14 protein-coding genes are annotated in these 14,857 nt (G+C 64.3%); 6 read left to right on the top strand and 8 right to left on the bottom strand.

All coding sequences use genetic code 11. From position 1 onward, the window contains the following. Nucleotides 1-3 precede the first annotated feature (3 nt). Nucleotides 4-2,007, bottom strand: coding sequence for a pyrroloquinoline quinone-dependent dehydrogenase (locus DDZ17_RS08895; protein WP_170150187.1), 2,004 nt, complete (start codon nucleotides 2,005-2,007; stop codon nucleotides 4-6). 87 nt (nucleotides 2,008-2,094) lie between these two features. On the opposite strand from DDZ17_RS08895, the gene DDZ17_RS08890 reads away from it, so the two are divergent. The 3 genes from DDZ17_RS08890 to DDZ17_RS08880 all read left to right on the top strand — a co-directional run bounded on the left by DDZ17_RS08890 (nucleotide 2,095) and on the right by DDZ17_RS08880 (nucleotide 5,438). Beyond that, nucleotides 2,095-3,780 carry an FAD-dependent oxidoreductase gene (locus DDZ17_RS08890; RefSeq protein ID WP_116365912.1) on the top strand — a complete coding sequence of 562 codons (1,686 nt, stop codon included), beginning with the start codon at nucleotides 2,095-2,097 and terminating at the stop codon, nucleotides 3,778-3,780. 166 nt (nucleotides 3,781-3,946) lie between these two features. After that, complete coding sequence (locus tag DDZ17_RS08885; protein WP_206613487.1) at nucleotides 3,947-5,143, top strand: LLM class flavin-dependent oxidoreductase; 1,197 nt, start codon at nucleotides 3,947-3,949, stop codon at nucleotides 5,141-5,143. 1 nt (nucleotide 5,144) lies between these two features. Further along, complete coding sequence (locus tag DDZ17_RS08880; protein ID WP_157976552.1) at nucleotides 5,145-5,438, top strand: Dabb family protein; 294 nt, start codon at nucleotides 5,145-5,147, stop codon at nucleotides 5,436-5,438. A 140-nt stretch (nucleotides 5,439-5,578) separates the two neighbouring features. Here DDZ17_RS08880 and DDZ17_RS08875 read toward each other — a convergent pair whose 3' ends face one another. Both DDZ17_RS08875 and DDZ17_RS08870 read right to left on the bottom strand, forming a co-directional pair. Next, entirely contained in the window at nucleotides 5,579-5,797 is a 219-nt protein-coding gene (locus DDZ17_RS08875) for a ferredoxin (protein WP_116365908.1), read from the bottom strand. 10 nt (nucleotides 5,798-5,807) lie between these two features. Continuing rightward, a complete protein-coding gene (locus DDZ17_RS08870) occupies nucleotides 5,808-7,160 on the bottom strand; it encodes a cytochrome P450 (protein ID WP_116365906.1) in 1,353 nt (450 codons plus the stop codon). A gap of 183 nt (nucleotides 7,161-7,343) precedes the next feature. Between DDZ17_RS08870 and DDZ17_RS08865 the strand changes: the two genes are divergently transcribed. Both DDZ17_RS08865 and DDZ17_RS08860 read left to right on the top strand, forming a co-directional pair. Then, nucleotides 7,344-7,979: a TetR/AcrR family transcriptional regulator gene (locus tag DDZ17_RS08865; RefSeq protein WP_157976551.1), complete on the top strand. Its 636-nt coding sequence runs from the start codon at nucleotides 7,344-7,346 to the stop codon at nucleotides 7,977-7,979. A gap of 130 nt (nucleotides 7,980-8,109) precedes the next feature. Continuing rightward, a complete protein-coding gene (locus tag DDZ17_RS08860) occupies nucleotides 8,110-8,529 on the top strand; it encodes a nuclear transport factor 2 family protein (RefSeq protein ID WP_116365902.1) in 420 nt (139 codons plus the stop codon). Between the two features lie 27 nt (nucleotides 8,530-8,556). Here DDZ17_RS08860 and DDZ17_RS08855 read toward each other — a convergent pair whose 3' ends face one another. The 5 genes from DDZ17_RS08855 to DDZ17_RS08835 form a co-directional block, all read right to left on the bottom strand. Next, complete coding sequence (locus DDZ17_RS08855; protein WP_116365900.1) at nucleotides 8,557-9,558, bottom strand: SDR family NAD(P)-dependent oxidoreductase; 1,002 nt, start codon at nucleotides 9,556-9,558, stop codon at nucleotides 8,557-8,559. Nucleotides 9,559-9,568: 10 nt separating this feature from the next. Then, entirely contained in the window at nucleotides 9,569-10,393 is an 825-nt protein-coding gene (locus DDZ17_RS08850; RefSeq protein ID WP_116365898.1) for a hypothetical protein, read from the bottom strand. A gap of 45 nt (nucleotides 10,394-10,438) precedes the next feature. Beyond that, nucleotides 10,439-11,299, bottom strand: coding sequence for a TIGR03619 family F420-dependent LLM class oxidoreductase (locus DDZ17_RS08845; RefSeq protein ID WP_116365896.1), 861 nt, complete (start codon nucleotides 11,297-11,299; stop codon nucleotides 10,439-10,441). Nucleotides 11,300-11,303: 4 nt separating this feature from the next. Then, a complete protein-coding gene (locus DDZ17_RS08840) occupies nucleotides 11,304-12,599 on the bottom strand; it encodes a hypothetical protein (RefSeq protein ID WP_116365894.1) in 1,296 nt (431 codons plus the stop codon). A gap of 204 nt (nucleotides 12,600-12,803) precedes the next feature. Continuing rightward, on the bottom strand, nucleotides 12,804-13,769 hold the full coding sequence (locus DDZ17_RS08835; protein WP_116365892.1) for an aromatic ring-hydroxylating oxygenase subunit alpha: 966 nt from the start codon (nucleotides 13,767-13,769) through the stop codon (nucleotides 12,804-12,806). A gap of 225 nt (nucleotides 13,770-13,994) precedes the next feature. On the opposite strand from DDZ17_RS08835, the gene DDZ17_RS08830 reads away from it, so the two are divergent. Then, nucleotides 13,995-14,852 (top strand): NAD(P)-dependent oxidoreductase, encoded by an 858-nt coding sequence (locus DDZ17_RS08830; protein ID WP_116365890.1) that lies wholly within the window; start codon nucleotides 13,995-13,997, stop codon nucleotides 14,850-14,852. Nucleotides 14,853-14,857 lie beyond the last annotated feature (5 nt).

The following is a 14,857-nucleotide window of genomic DNA, read 5'->3' as shown; positions in this document are numbered from 1 at the left end:
GTTTCAGTTCGGCAGGCTGTATACCACCAGCGCATCCCCGAGCAATTCACCGAGTTTCTGCGGCCCCTTGGCGGCGTAGGCCAGGGGGCCGTGGCCGCCGGCGGCGACGGCCAGGTACTGCTTGCCGGTTTTGCGCAGGCGGTAGGTCATGGGTGTCGCCTGGGCCGGCGCGGGGAGCTTGCTCTTCCACAGTACATCGCCGCTGGCCAGGTCGAAGGCGCGCAGGTAGCCGTCCAGGGTGGCGCCAATGAAAATCAGGCCGCTGGCGGTCTGCAGGCTGCCGCCGGTGTTGGGGGTGCCCCAGTCGAAAAAGCGGCCCAGGCCCAGCGGCGAGAGTTCCTCCAGGTTGCCCAGGGGCTTCTCCCACAGGGTTTCGCCGCTGTCGAGGTTGATGGCGGTCAGCACGCCCCAGGGCGGCGCGGTGCAGGGGGTGTTGCTGGGCGACAGAAAGCCACCGCGCACCACTACATAGGGCGTGCCCTCCTGGGCGTTGGCGCCCACCAGGTCATTGCCGTCCAGGCTGTCGGCCTGCTCCCTGGGCACCAGTCGCGCGGTGTAGGGCACGCGCATGGAGTTCACCACCAAGATGTTCTGGCGCGGGTTGACGGACACCGAACCCCAGTTCACGCCGCCGCCCAATCCGGGCCACAGCAGGGCGGGCTTTTCCAGGCCTGGCGGGGTGAACAGCCCGCGATAGTCGAGCTGGCGAAACTGGGCCAGGCAGGCGTCGCGGTCGCCGGGGTAGATGCCCCAGATGTCGTCCTCGGTGAGGGTGGGCGGGTGCACCGGCCGGGGCAGGGTGGGGTGGGGCTGGGTGGGGGCGGTGCGCTCCCCCGGCACGGTGGATTGCGGCACCGGCCGCTCTTCCACCGGAAACAGCGGGGCGCCCGTCTCCCGGTTCAGCAGGAAAATGTTGCCCATCTTGGTGGCGGCGATTACGCCGGGGGTGGTGCCGTGCTGCTCAAACAGCACCGGCTGCGCTGCCACGTCCCAGTCCCAGATATCGTGATGCACCGCCTGAAAGTGCCACAGCGGCTTGCCGGTGCGGGCGTCAAGCGCCACCACCGAGGTGCCATAGTAGTCCATGTCGCCGCGTTCGCGGCCGCCGTAGTGGTCGGGCTGCGAGCCGCCGGTGGGCACATACACGATGCCACGCTGGGTATCTGCCGAGAGGTTGCCCCAGCTGTTGGGGGTGGCGCGGGTGAAGTTGGCGCCGGCACGGGCCTGGGCCGCGCTGACCGGTGTCATGCCGGGTGGAACGGGATCGAAGGCCCAGACCAGCTTGCCGCTGCGCACATCAAAGGCGCGAATCACGCCGGGCGGGGCGTCGACGCGCTGGCCGTCCATCACAAAGGCGCCGGTGATCACCAGGTCGCCCACCACCAGCGGCGCAGAGGTCACATAGTATTCCGCCAGCCGCAGATCGCCCAGGTTGGCGGTGAGATCCACACTGCCCCCGTCGCCAAAGTCCTCGCAGGGCTGGCCGGTGGTGGCGTCCACCGCCAGCAGCCGGGCGTCCAGCGTGCCGGAGAGGATGCGCTGCTGGCAGCTTGCGGCCTTGGCCCCTTCCCAGTACGCCACGCCACGGCAAGCGGGGGTGTAGACGCCGGTCAGGTCAACTTTCGGATCGAAGGTCCAGCGTTCGGCGCCGGTCTCTGGGTCCAGCGACACAATGCGGTTGTAGGGGGTGCAGAAGTACATGCTCTCGCCCACCACCAAGGGCGTGGCCTGAAAGGCCGTGGCGCCGTGGGTTTTGGTGCCCGCCGATACATCGCCTGTGTGATACACCCAGGCCACCTCCAACTGGTCCACATTCTCCGGTGTGATCTGCTGGAGCGGGCTGAAGCGCTGCCCGGCGGCGTTGCCGCCAACAGCCGGCCAGGTGGCAACGGGCCCGCCGTGGTCGATGGACGGCGAATCACAGGCCCCAAGGCCCAGCGCCAGGCAGCACAGCAGGGGGTGGGTGAGGGTGGGGCGGCGGTGGAGCGCTGAGGTGGTGTTTGGCATCGATGGCGTCTTATTGCAATAACATACTTGAAGAAATGTTTTGTATGCTAGCATGCTCGCCAGCCAATGATAAGGAGAACGGCGCGCATGTGGGATGCACGATACGACGTGGTGGTGATCGGCAGCGGCGCGGGCGCGCTGACCGCGGCCTGCCGGGCGCGTGACCTTGGCCAGTCCGTGGTGGTGCTGGAGAAGGCGCCGCGCTACGGCGGCACCTCCGCCAGCTCCGGCGGTGGCCTGTGGGTACCCAACAACCACCTGATGCGGGCCGCGGGGGTGCAGGACAGCGACGACGATGCGCTGGCCTACCTGCGCGCGCTTACCGGCGACGACGTGGCCCCGGCGCTGGTGGAGGCCTATGTGCGCGAAGCCCCGCAGATGCTGCGCTACCTTGAAGACCAGACCCACGTGGCCTTTGAGCCCATGGTGCACTATGCCGACTACTACCAGGAACTGGCCGGCGCGCGCCCGGGTGGCCGCTCCATCGACCCGCTGCCCTACCACGCCCGGGCGCTGGGTGATGCCTTTCACAGCATGGGGCTGCCACACGCCCAGACCCGCATCATGGGCCTGATGGGCTACACCAACCAGGAGGGTGCGGTGCTGCTGAGCAAGGCGCCGGGCTGGTGGAAGATAGTGCTGAAGCTGGCGTTGGAATACGCGCTGGATATACCGGGCCGCCTGCAGGGCAGGCGCTCGCGCCGGCTGGTGATGGGCAATGCCCTGATCGGCCGCCTGCGCCATTCGCTGGATGAGCGGGGCGTGCCGGTGTGGCTCAATGCGCCGGTGCGCGAGCTGCTGACCGAGGGCGCCCGGGTGAGCGGCGTGGTGGTGGAGGGGCCGGAAGGGATGCGCCGGGTGGGCGCGCGCCACGGTATTATCATCGGTGCCGGTGGGTTCGAGCATTCCCAGACCCTGCGCGAGCGTTACCTGCCGGGGCCCACCCGGGCGGCGTGGTCCGCCGCCTCGCCCACCAATACCGGCGATATGCTGCTGGCCGCCACCGCCATTGGCGCGGCCACCCACCTGATGGACGAGGCCTGGTGGGGCCCCACCGTTCGCATTCAAGGCGAGGACAGGGCGCGCATGCTCTTCACCGAGCGCTCCATGCCGGGCTGCATTCTGGTCAATCGCGCCGGCCAGCGCTTTGTCAACGAATCCGTGGCCTACACCACCGCTGTGCAGGCCATGTACGCCGGCGAAAACCTGCCCTGCTACGCCATCTTCGACAGCCGCTACCGGCGCGAATACCCCTTTGGCCCGCTGCTGCCCGGCGCCATGCATCTGGACGGCCTGCAGAGCGCCAGGGTGCGCCGGCACTGGCTGGCCAAGGCAGCCAGTATTGATGAGCTGGCCCAACAGCTGGGTGTGGACAATGCGGGCCTGATGGCCACCGTGCAGCGCTTTAACGGCTTTGCCGGCAGCGGCATCGATCAGGACTTTCACCGCGGCGAAAACAGTTACGATTTACTGTACGGCGATGTGCGACTGGGCCCCAACCCCTGCCTGGCGGCCCTGCAGGAAGCGCCCTACTACGGCGTGGAGGTGTACCCCGGCGATATCGGCACCAAGGGCGGCCTGTTGACCGATGCCAGCGCCCGCGTGCTGTCTATGGGCGGCGAAGTGCTGGATGGCCTGTATGCCATAGGCAACAGCGCCGCCTCTGTCACCGGGCGCTACTATCCCGGTGCCGGAGCCACCCTGGGGCCGGCGATGACCTTTGGGTATATCGCAGCAAACCACATTGCCGGGCGCGCCGGCGACGGGGCTTAGTCTGGCCAAATTCCCTTGCTATAGCAATGTATTGGGGCTATAGTTCACAAAAACATTAATAGTGAAATGTTTTATGCTCAGGGCGCGCCCAGGGAACATGACGGGCGTCCAGGGAGCCTTTAAGCGAAAACCAAGGGAAGACCAAGGGAAGTTCAAGGAGAGTCCAGTGACCTATCAACCGCGGCGCTTGCGCTTTGGGGCATTCTTCGCCCCCTTCCACAATGATCGCACCAGCCCCACCTTTGCCATAGAGCGCGACCTCGATCTGGTCAAATGGCTGGATACGATGGATTTTGACGAGGCCTGGATTGGCGAGCATCACTCCGGCGCCTACGAGTGCATCGCCTCGCCAGAGGTGTTCATTGCCACCGCCGCCGAGCGCACCCGGCACATTCGCCTGGGCACCGGGGTCAGTTCACTGTCGTACCACCAGCCACTGATTCTGGCGGACCGCATTGCCCAGCTCGATCACCAGACGCGTGGGCGCATCATGTTCGGTGTGGGCCCCGGCCAGCTGGTGGCCGACGCCTACATGATGGGGGTGGACCCACAGTCCCTGCGCGAGCGCATGGGTGAGTCGCTGGATGTGCTGGTTAAACTGCTGCGCGGCGAAACCGTCACCGCCAAAACCGACTGGTTTACCCTGAACGAAGCGCGCATGCACATCCTGCCCTACCAGGAGGAGTTGGAGGTGGTGGTGGCCTCGGCCATCTCGCCCTCTGGTGCGCGCCTGGCCGGGCAGTATGGCGCCGGCATGCTGTCGGTGGCCGCCTCCAGCCCCAAGGGCTTCGAGGCGCTGGCCGACAGCTGGGCTATCTGCGAAAGCAAGGCCGAGGAATACCAGCAGACTGTAGACCGCCGCACCTGGCGGGTGGTGGCGCCCATCCACATCGCCGAGACCCGCGAGCAGGCGGTGCGCGACCTGGAGTACGGCCTGATGGACATGTTCAACTACTTCCACAAATTCGGCGGCTCCCTGTTCCCCCAGGTGAATGACCTGGACGAGGCCATCGACGTGTGGACCACCGGCGGCCTCGGCGCCTTCGGGGTAGGGCTGGTGGGTACCCCGGATGACCTGGTGGCCCACATCCAGAAGCTGCAGCAGCAATCCGGCGGCTTTGGCGCCTTCCTGTCGCTGGCCCACAACGCGGCGGACTATGCCGCAACCAAAAAGTCCTACGAACTGATCGCCCGTTACGTCATGCCGCACTTTCAGCACTGCAACGACAACCGCACCCCCTCACTGGAATGGGCGTCGTCCAATGCCGACCGCTTCATGGCCGAGTACATGGGTGGCATCGAGAAGGCCATCAAACAACACGAAGACGAAACTGCGGCAAAAAAGCAGCAAAAGGCAGGTTGAGATGATCCAGCACATTACCCTGATCCACTTCAAAGACGGCACCAGCGACGAGCGCAAGCAGGCCGTGCTGGCCGCCTTCGAGCAGCTGCCGGGGCTCATTCCGCAAGTTAAAGCCTTCCGTGTGGGTTTGGACATGGCCCTGCTGGAAGGCAATGCCGGGCTGGCCGTGGTGGCTGAATTTGCCAGCGAGGAAGACTTCCTCGCCTATTCAACCCACGTGGCCCATACCGAGGTCATCTACCCGGTGTGCGGCGAGGTGATGGCGTCCTACGCGACCAGCCAGTTTGCCTTTTAGTACAATTTGGCTGCGTAGATTGGAGCGGGCCTGGCGCCAGTTTCAGCCATCGTTGTGGGCGATAGAGCTAGCCGAACCGCCGCCATCGCCTGTGTTGCACTCGCGGTTGGCCCCAATGAGCCAACCAGCCATTTGCCGAGCTAATCCAGCTCAATCAATTTGATGGTGCGGTTCGGGCAATAGTCCACTGCGTCCTGCACTTTACTGCGCAGGGCTTCGTCGGGAAACTCTTCCTTCACCCGCACTTTGGGATAGCCGGTTTCCACATCCACCACTTCGAACACTTCGGGGCATTCTTCGGTGCATACGCCGTGGCCCTGGCACAGCAGCAGGTCGACTTCTACCTTGTAGCGTCCCATGGGGTTCTCCTCAGGCTGCGGCGCGGTCGGCGCGGCGGCGATAGCGCAGGATGCACGGGTCGGACGGTCGCAGGATCAGCGAGGGCATGATCTCGGCGTATTCACCGGAGGGGCCGGCCAGCTGGAATTCGTAGTGGTGCAGCAGCACGCAGAAGATCACTTTCACCTGCAAAATGGCGAAGGCGTTGCCCACGCACTTGCGCTGGCCGCCGCCGAAGGGAATCAGGGCGAAGGGGTTTTCGGGGTTGGGGCGATCGGGGTTGAAGGCCTCGGCATTCTCGAAACTGCTCTCCAGCCGGTGGGCCACGTAGGGGCACAGCATCACGTTCTTGCCCTTTTCGATGATGTATCCCTTGTATTCAAAGTCATCCACCACGCGGCGGGTGAGGGCGTTCAGCGGCGGGTGTACGCGCAGGGTCTCACGGATGAAGCCTTCCAGTTTCGACATCCGCCGCAGGGTGCGCATGTCAAACTGCTGGCCGGAATCCATGAGGGCGTCCACTTCGACTACCACTGCAGCGGCCAACTCGGGGTTGCGGGCCAGTTCCACCAGCGTCCAGGCGGCGGTGTTGGCGCTGGTGTGGTGGCCGGCGAACATGAACCACACAATCATGCCGGCAATTTCCGAGGTGCTCAGGTGGCGGCCGTCGGCGTAGGTCGCGTCCATGTAGACCTGCAGCAGGTCCATCTGCACCTCGCCGGAGGCGCGGCGCCTTTCCACCCGCTCGGTGATCAGCTCTTCCAGCCGGGCGCGGGCGGTGTCGCGGGCCTCGTAGGCGGCCTTGCGGGCGTTGGGGTCCTGCAGGCCGCCGGCGTCGGCGGCGGCACCCAGGGTGTGGTAAAGGCTGGCAAATTCATCGGTGAGGGAATAGCGGAACTCGCTGCCCAGCAGGCAGTGGGTGGAGGTTTTGATGGTGAGGTCGGCAAAGCCTTCGTAAAAGTCGAATTCACCGCTGTCGCCCCAGTCGGCAATCCAGTCCTCGGCCTCTTTGGCGATGATGGGGGCGTAGTGGTTCATCTTCTCGCTGGCCAGCCCGCGCGAATGCATGCGCAACTGCTGACGCTCGATATCGATGGGCGCGCCGTACTGCACGCCCTTGCCGAAGATGGGCACCATGAACTGGTAGGCCTCGGGCGCGCTAACCTTGACGTCATCCACCCGGAACACGGCTTCGTGGGCTTCGGGGCCCACCATCAGCACGGTGGCCATGCCGCCCATGTCGAATTCCGCCAGTTCGCCGCACTCCTGGTAAGCGCGCATAAGAAAGTAGGCGGGGTGGGCGCAAAACTCATCGAAATGGCCGCCCTCTGCGGCGGGTTTGGCACCGCTGACAACGGGAATGGGGGTGGGGTGTGCGCTCATGATGGCCTCGCAGCTGGCAACAAAACATTTCGAATGAAATTATTTGTTTGATTATAGGGATTGGTGTGATGCGGGGCAAGGTGCCTGTCAGGGTGCCTGTCGGCGCGAATGTGGGCAGTATCAATAGTTAGGATGGCCGCGTGTGACTCTGGTAAAATGGCGCCCATTCAACGGCAATGTTTCATGAAGAGGAAGAGCGTGGCCATAGAACTCGACCAGGCGGATATCGACGCCATGGGCCGCCAGGCGGCCAAAAGTAAGGCGACCCAGGACAAGATCATCAACGCGGTGATCAGCCTGATCAAGGAAAAGGGGTTCGCCGCTGCCAGTTCCAGCCAGATTGCCAAGCGCGCCGGTGTGACCTGGGGTGCAGTGCAGCACCATTTTGGCGGCAAGGACGAGATTCTCGAAGAGGTGCTGCAGCGCTCGCACCTGAAGTTTCACGACACGCTGAGTGCCAACCGCTTCACCACCGGCACGCCGGAGCGGCGCGTGGCCAAGTATGTGGATGCCGCCTGGTACCATTACCAGGGTGACGAATACATGGCCACTATGGAAATCCTGCTGGCCACCCGGGGCCACGGCAAGGCCGGTAACGACCTGTCCATCAGCCGCAGCCGCAAGGCCCACCTGGACCTGGCGCGGCGCATCTTTCATGACAGCAAGGGCAGCGACAGGGTGTTTCAGGAAGTAATCTACACTGTGCACTGCATGCTGACCGGCATCCTCATTGAAATGGCGCTGGAGCCCGAGAGTTTCGACCCGCGGGCCTACATCAAGCGCCTCAAGATCACCGTCACCGATATGCTCTACCCGTAACGCGGGGTATGCCATCGTAAACGCCGGGGCGAATTTCACCGCGCCGGCGTGCCAGTGTGTGCAGCAGCTGCTATACAGGGCCTGAATGTGCGGCGCCCGCCGCGCGCTAAACTGAGCTGGAGTGATAACGATGGATAAAGACACCCGCGCCATTCGCGCCCACAAGGCCTCAATCGCCAATGCCATGGCCGGCAACAAGGACGAGTGGCTGTCCCTGTTTGCCGAGGATGCGGTGGTGCACGACCCGGTGGGCAAGTCGCCGCACGATCCCGAGGGCACCGGTTTTCGCGGCAAGGCGCGTATCTCCGAGTTCTGGGACATGATGATCGGCCCCGGCAACCTCACTATCATTCCCCACAAGCGCTACCCCTGTGGCGAGGATGTGGTGGCGGTGGCGATGACCGCTGCCAACAACATCGAAGGCCTGAAAACCTACATTGAGATGATTGCCACCTACGAGGTGAACGATGCAGGCCAGCTGCAGACCCTCAAAGTGTACTGGGATGTGGATGCCCTGGCCGACCAATTGCCCCCCGGCCTGATGGGTTAGCCGGCGCAGGGTTTTATTGCACAGCACTCAGGCGCGGGGCAGTTTGCCGGCCTCGCGCATCCAGTCCACCAGGTCCTGGAAGGACTGCTCTACCCCCACAAGCGGATAGCCCGGGTCGGCAAGGCCGGGGCGGTCGTCGCAGGGCACCGAGCGGGTTAGCACCTCCGCCGCCTCCCGGGTCAGCGCGAAGGAGCGCCCGGTCACCCGACTGGCCAGGTCACCCGCTGACCCCATCAGGCGCAGCAGGGGCCCGGGTATACGCTGGGCCTTGATGGTGCGCCCGGACACCCGCTCCAGCAGCGCCCGCTGCTCGTCGTAACTCAGATAGTAACCGCCGCACATGATGCGCCGCGCGCCGCGCCCTGGCTGCAGCAGGTTGCTGAGCAGGTGGGCCAGGTCGCGCACGTCGGTAAAGCTGCGCCCGCCCTCGGTCACCAGGTAGCGGCCACTGCGAATGGCGTCGGCCAGCAACTGGCTGCCGATGCTGAAGGTGGGGTCGTGGGGCCCCTGTACCGAACCCGGATACACAGTGACCAGCGGCGCCCCCGCGTCCTGCAGGTTACGGGCGATGTGCTCGGCGGCGGCTTTGGTGCGGGCGTACATGGAGGAAGGCTGCGCCACCCGGTCATCGGCGGTTTGCACCTTGCCGGCGGGCGGGAACAGCGCCAGGTAGCTGGAAACGTGGATGATCGGGTCCAGGCCCTGTGCTGCGGCCGCTTCGAGCACGTCGCGGCAGGCCTGCACGTTGATGCGCTGCAGGCGCTCTGCATCCTGCAAACGGTCAGAGAAAATGCCGGCGCAGTGAATCAGCGCGTTGCAGCCGGCGAGGGCGGGCGCCAGGGTTTGCGCCTCGGTAATGTCGCCAAGGGCGATGTCAAAGTGGCCCGCCGACACATTGAAGGGGGCAAGGCAGCGGGCGAACTTGTCGGCATCGCGCACCAGCACCCGCACGCTGTAGCCGTCGCGCAGGCACTGCACGGCGCTGAACAGGCCCACCAGCCCGGTGGCGCCGGTCACCAGTACCTTCATGCCAGACCCTTCACGCCAGCGGCGCCATGATGTGGGAGGCAAAGTCGATCAGCAGCATGGACAGCATGCCCACCGCGCTGGCCTCCAGAAACACCCGCGACAGTGGCCAGCGTTCCTCGGTTTCATCCAGGCGGTAGTAGATGGGGAAGGCCACCAGAAAATACAGGGAGTAATAGAGCGAGCCGTAGAGCAGCATCTGGTCGAGGTTTTCGTACCACACGTTGCCGGCGGCGTTGTCGGTGATGTAGAGCCAGGTTTCGGCCCAGGCCCAGAACACGGCGGTAAAGGCCACAATGGCGCACCAGCCCAGGCGCCGGGCAAGGGCGCCCCAACCGGCGGTGAGGTGGCGAACCCGGCGCATGAAGATCACCGCGCTATTGTGATACACGAGAAAGAACGCTACCGAGTTGAGATACATGCCAGGTGGCACTTTCTGGTGCGCGGCAAGGGCGCCGGCCTCATCGGGGCCGATCAGTGCGGAATCGAAATAGAGAGTGACATCCGGGAAGTTATAACGCAGTCCCAGCACGCCGAAGAAGTATTCCGTGTGAACGTAGGTGGCGATGAATACCCACCAGAACATGAACAGGTTGGCCTTGAACCAGTAGCTGTCGCGCCAGGCAATGCCGCTGTTGCGGCGCAGCCACCAGGGCAGCACTACACACCAGGGCAGCCACATCAGGGCGTTCTGGGTGATGTGCCAGAAGGTGTTGGCATCGAGCCAGCCCATGCCCTGCATCAGGGCGTTGTAGGCGAAGAACACGGGGATGAACCCCAGCAGCCATTTTTCCATCCAGGCCTTGTCGGGGTTGGGGGAGAACCACTTGGACGCCATACGCTTGCTCGCAGTCAGTGTCGGGGAGTGAATGTGCCGGGCCTGTCAGGCCAGGTGCTGCCGGGCGAAGCGCTCCATTTCGCGGAGCTTGTCATCCAGGCTCATGCGACTCGCCATGCCGTTGTCATCGCAGAAGGCGTGGCGGTACAACTGGGTGACGCCCAGTTCCTCGCAGCGCGCCATGTTGGCTTCGCTGGGTTCGTACAGGCCGAGGCAGATCTCAAAATTGTCGCTGCCCGCACCCGTGGCGCGCCGCGCATCCAGCAGGGTCGGCACCAGGGCTTCCACCTCACTCATCTCGTGCTGGCCGCCAATCCAGCCGTCGTGGCGGGCCGCCCGGGCCAGCGCCGGTGCTGCGAAGCCGCCGATGTAGATGGGCAGGGGATGGTCGAGCCCCGGCGACATCTGCAGGCTCGGAAAGCGGAAAAACTCGCCCTGATGGCTGACCGGCTCACCGCTCCACAGTTTCTGCATCACGGTGAGCATTTCGTCGCAACGTCGGCCGCGGGTGTGAAAGTCCTGCCCCACCAGTTCGAACTCGCTTTTCTGCCAGCCGATGCCCGCGCCAAGAATGACCCGACCCTCGCTGATATTGGCGGCGGTGGATACGGATTTGGCCACGTCAAAGGGCGTGTGCATGGGCAGTACGTAAACGCTGGTCAGAAAACGCAGGCGGGTGGTGATTTGCGACAGCGCGGCAATCTGCACCCACGGGTCCGGCCAGTGGGTTTCGGGATACCAGCGGATCAGGTTGTTCTTGCTGTAATTGTAGCTTTCGTACTGTTCGGAGAAGGTAATCAGGTGCTCGCCGAGGCTGATGCCCTCAAACCCCAGGTCTTCGGCGTGCCGGGCGAGGTGGGGCAGCTCCTTCATGTCGAGCATGGCGATGCATTGCCAGTGTTTCATCGGCTCAGTCCTTGTAGTGGTAGATGTGGCGGGACAGGTCCGCCTCCAGCAGGCCGTTCATGCCCGCCAGCTCCGCCCAGGGTGATGCCGGCACCGGGTCGGCGGCGGGGTCGATGGTGATACGAAAAGCGTGTACGGCCCCGGGGGGCACATCGCCGGTCATGGGGCTGACCTGGGCCCGGGGATTGGCCGCCTGCACAATCTGCGTTAGTCCGTTGGGCTCACCTGCCAGTATGTCGGTGAGCACACCCTGGGCGGCACCATCGCCGATGGCCGCGCACTCGCCAATCCAGAAGCAACCGGTGCGGGCATCGATCAGCGCGGTGCCGGTAACGGTGTACTCCGGCACGAAGTGCGGGTCTACCTGCAGCAGGCGCAGAATGGCGTCCATGTCATCGCCGTCTATGCCAAACAGGCGTCGCAGGCGGGCCTGGTACAGTGGCGCCATGGCGGCGCAGTGTTCGGCAATCAGCTCGCTCACCACCGCGGCCCCGTAATCTGCCAGCAGGCTGAGGTAGGACGCCCGCTGCAGCAGGTGCACATCCAGGGCGAACTCCTTGACCTGAGTCAGCAGGGCGCTGTGGCTTAAATCTTCCAGGGTAAAGTCACGCTTGAAGGCGCCGCTGTAGTCGGCCATGCCGTCGTTGGTGGCGGGGGCCGCGGTAAACTGGAACTGGCCGGCGCGGGAGCTGCGCACGGCCTCGGTGAAGGTGCCAAACTGTGCCGCGGCAATCTGCTCGTCGGGCTCGATGACAACCTCCCAGCGGCAGGGGCCTTCGGCGGGAATGGCCCCGCCGTGGGGTGGGCGAAACACCGGCCGGCAGCGGGCGCCGGCGTTCACTGCCATCACCGTGGCATCGAAGGTCGGGTCTTCCATGTGCACGCAGATCTGCGTCTCCGCCGCCGGGTCGGCGCCGGTCAGGGCGCGCACATGGTTGTAGGCGCCGCAACTGGTCAGCCAGAACTGGCCGTAATGCCTGTCTTGCACATCAAAGTGAAACTTGAGCCACATATGCGGCGCGCCAATGTCGAGCTGGAAGCCCTTCATGATGGTGTCCACTCCGTCGCCCTGCATGTTGTGCAAAGCGCGATTGCGGGCGTTGTACACAGGGCTTGCGCCCATCCATTCGTCCAGGGCCTGCTGCGTTACCCGGGCCTCGCCCCAGCGCATGGCCAGCAGCGGCAGCAGGGCGCGGTCGTGAATCTGGTTGTGCAGCATCACCTCGCGGCCGAAGCGGGCCAGTGTCTGCTTGTCGAAGCTGCCCCAGTGGTCATCGGGGGCGGCTGAAAGTCCTGTCATCATGGGCTCCTGATGCGGGTGCCTTATTGTTGTGTACCCGGTGGTGCTGCGGCAGTTGCGTGCTAGGTCGCGTTCATTCTAACGAAAAACATTTTAAAATAAATGTTAAATTGCGCTCCCGTGGGTGCGTCTCTTGCGTGGTGGGCGATGCGCCCGGCGCACCGGGCGCAATTCACTTACGAACCGGATGCTAACCGGGCGGAATCAGGCGTAGAACTGCGAATACCAGCGGCGGAAGCGGCTGATGGGCCCATCGCCATCACACAGGGTGGGCTGGTCGCGGTAGATTTTGTGCTCCCAGATGGGGATATCCTCGGTGACCTGTTTGCAGATGTCGGCCACGATGGCCTGGTTCACTCCGCCTTCTACCACTTCGCCGTTGACCTTGGGCTGGGTAAAGGCAAAGCGCACATGCACCGCGGTTTCATCCACTGGTGTCACCTGGCCAAACAGCATGGTGTTGGCAATGCCCTCAAAGCGGGTAAAGCCCTGGCCGGGCCCCACCCCGCGGGAGGTAATGCTGCCTTTTACCGTGCCTCGTGGCGTTTCCAGGTCGGCGCGCTGCACGGTCTGGCTGATGTGGTCGCCAAAGTGAATGTCTGACTCGGGAAAGCTGCCCGTCTGGTGCACATAGCGGAAGTGGGCGGAGTCGAAGCCGTTTTCCGCCATCTCCTGGCAGGTGGTGTGAATGGTCCACTCAAAGCGCTTGAGGGGCGCCCAGTCGTCACTTTGCGCTTCAGGGAAGGTCTCGGGCTGCCACAGGGGGGCGATATTGTCGGGGTGGAACCAGGCGTAGATGACCTGGTTGGTTTCCACCGTGGGGTAGGCCTGCAGGCAGGGCTTGTCTTTGACCCGGGGCGGAATGTTCCTGGCGTAGGGGATTTCCTTCACCTCGCCTTCGGGGTTGAACTTCCAGGCGTGGAAGGGGCAGACGATGGTTTCGCCCTCGATGCGACCGCCGCCACTGCTGCCGTGGATGCCATAGCCCAGGTGGGCGCCCAGGTGGGGGCAGTAGGCATCGAGCAGGGCGGCCTGGCCGCTCTCGGTGCGAAACAGCACCAGTTCGCGGCCAAAATAGCGCAGGGGGCGGGACTGGCCCACGGCGATCTCGTCGGCGTAGGCCACCACAAACCAACCGTAGGGAAGGGGCATGGACAGGCGTTCAGTCATGGGAGCTCCAGTGCGGTGGCAGTGTTGGCGGGCTGGCCGGGGTTGGTGAAGTGTTGCGAGGGTGTGCAGCACGCCAGCCCGGCGTCGATAGATAGTAAACATGGCTTGACTAATGGTCAAATAGAATTGACAAATATCAAAGGGCACTCTTACCATGCCGCAAGGCGAGTGGCAGTGCCCTTTAAGTTTTGTGCCTGCCGCTACAGACTGGAGGAGAGAATAACGATGACAGCACTTTCCAGCGTCGGATACATCGGGCTTGGCAGTATTGGCAAGCCCAGCGCCGTGCGTCTGCTGCAGGGGCCCTGGCAGACCTGCGTTTACGATGTGGTGGAGGCCGCCGTGCAGGAGCTGACCGACAAGGGCGCCACCGCCTGTGCTAGCCCGGCCGCCCTGGCCGCGCTTTGCCAGCACATTGGTATCTGCGTGCGCGACGATCACCAGGTGGAGGAACTGCTCTACGGCGATGGCGGGCTGATCGCCAATGCGGCGCCCGACACCCTCATCGCCATTCACAGCACCGTCAGCCGCGCCGCCCTGCAGCGCTGGGCGGCGGATTGTAAAAACGCCGGTCTTGTCCTGATTGATGCCGGCATCACCGGCGGCCCTACCGGAGCAGAGGCGGGCACGCTCTGCTACATGGTCGGTGGCAGCGCCCAGGACGTGGCGCGCGCCACGCCGGTGTTCGAAACCTCCGGCGAGCGCATCGTGCACGCCGGTGAACTCGGCGCCGGCATGTTGCTGAAGCTGTGCAATAACCTGATTACCTATGCCGAGTTCATGGCCATGTCCGAGGCCTGTCGCCTGGCGCAGGCAGGTGGTCTGTCGGTGGATGTGCTGCGTGAGGTGGGGCTGTCCAACGGTGTGGTGAACGAATCCATGCACAAGTTTGTCAGCAACCGCAACGCACTGGCGGCCGGTTGCACCGACGAGGAAATGACAGCGATCTTCGGGCCCTTTGGCCGCCTTGGCGAGAAGGACCTGGACTGCGCCCTCGCCTCGGCACAGGAACTGGGTGTGAGCCTGCCCTCCACGGCGCGCCTGCGCGAGGTGGTGTACGACCTGTTTATGAACAAGGCCTGAGAATT

It is taken from the genome of Parahaliea mediterranea, assembly GCF_003402235.1.
In the GTDB taxonomy this organism is placed as follows: Bacteria; Pseudomonadota; Gammaproteobacteria; order Pseudomonadales; family Halieaceae; genus Parahaliea; species Parahaliea mediterranea.
The sequence above is the reverse complement of the archived record's forward strand: the minus strand, read 5'-3'. Positions and strand labels throughout refer to the sequence as shown.

Bases quoted from the DNA above. Each gene is read 5' to 3' on its own strand.
- DDZ17_RS08890 (WP_116365912.1), top strand. From the start codon at position 2,095: ATGTGGGATGCACGATACGACGTGGTGGTGATCGGCAGCGGCGCGGGC.
- DDZ17_RS08860 (WP_116365902.1), top strand. From the start codon at position 8,110: ATGGATAAAGACACCCGCGCCATTCGCGCCCACAAGGCCTCAATCGCC.
- DDZ17_RS08895 (WP_170150187.1), bottom strand. From the start codon at position 2,007: ATGCCAAACACCACCTCAGCGCTCCACCGCCGCCCCACCCTCACCCAC.
- DDZ17_RS08845 (WP_116365896.1), bottom strand. From the start codon at position 11,299: ATGAAACACTGGCAATGCATCGCCATGCTCGACATGAAGGAGCTGCCC.
- DDZ17_RS08865 (WP_157976551.1), top strand. From the start codon at position 7,344: ATGAAGAGGAAGAGCGTGGCCATAGAACTCGACCAGGCGGATATCGAC.
- DDZ17_RS08840 (WP_116365894.1), bottom strand. From the start codon at position 12,599: ATGACAGGACTTTCAGCCGCCCCCGATGACCACTGGGGCAGCTTCGAC.
- DDZ17_RS08870 (WP_116365906.1), bottom strand. From the start codon at position 7,160: ATGAGCGCACACCCCACCCCCATTCCCGTTGTCAGCGGTGCCAAACCC.
- DDZ17_RS08830 (WP_116365890.1), top strand. From the start codon at position 13,995: ATGACAGCACTTTCCAGCGTCGGATACATCGGGCTTGGCAGTATTGGC.
- DDZ17_RS08875 (WP_116365908.1), bottom strand. From the start codon at position 5,797: ATGGGACGCTACAAGGTAGAAGTCGACCTGCTGCTGTGCCAGGGCCAC.
- DDZ17_RS08835 (WP_116365892.1), bottom strand. From the start codon at position 13,769: ATGACTGAACGCCTGTCCATGCCCCTTCCCTACGGTTGGTTTGTGGTG.
- DDZ17_RS08855 (WP_116365900.1), bottom strand. From the start codon at position 9,558: ATGAAGGTACTGGTGACCGGCGCCACCGGGCTGGTGGGCCTGTTCAGC.
- DDZ17_RS08850 (WP_116365898.1), bottom strand. From the start codon at position 10,393: ATGGCGTCCAAGTGGTTCTCCCCCAACCCCGACAAGGCCTGGATGGAA.
- DDZ17_RS08880 (WP_157976552.1), top strand. From the start codon at position 5,145: ATGATCCAGCACATTACCCTGATCCACTTCAAAGACGGCACCAGCGAC.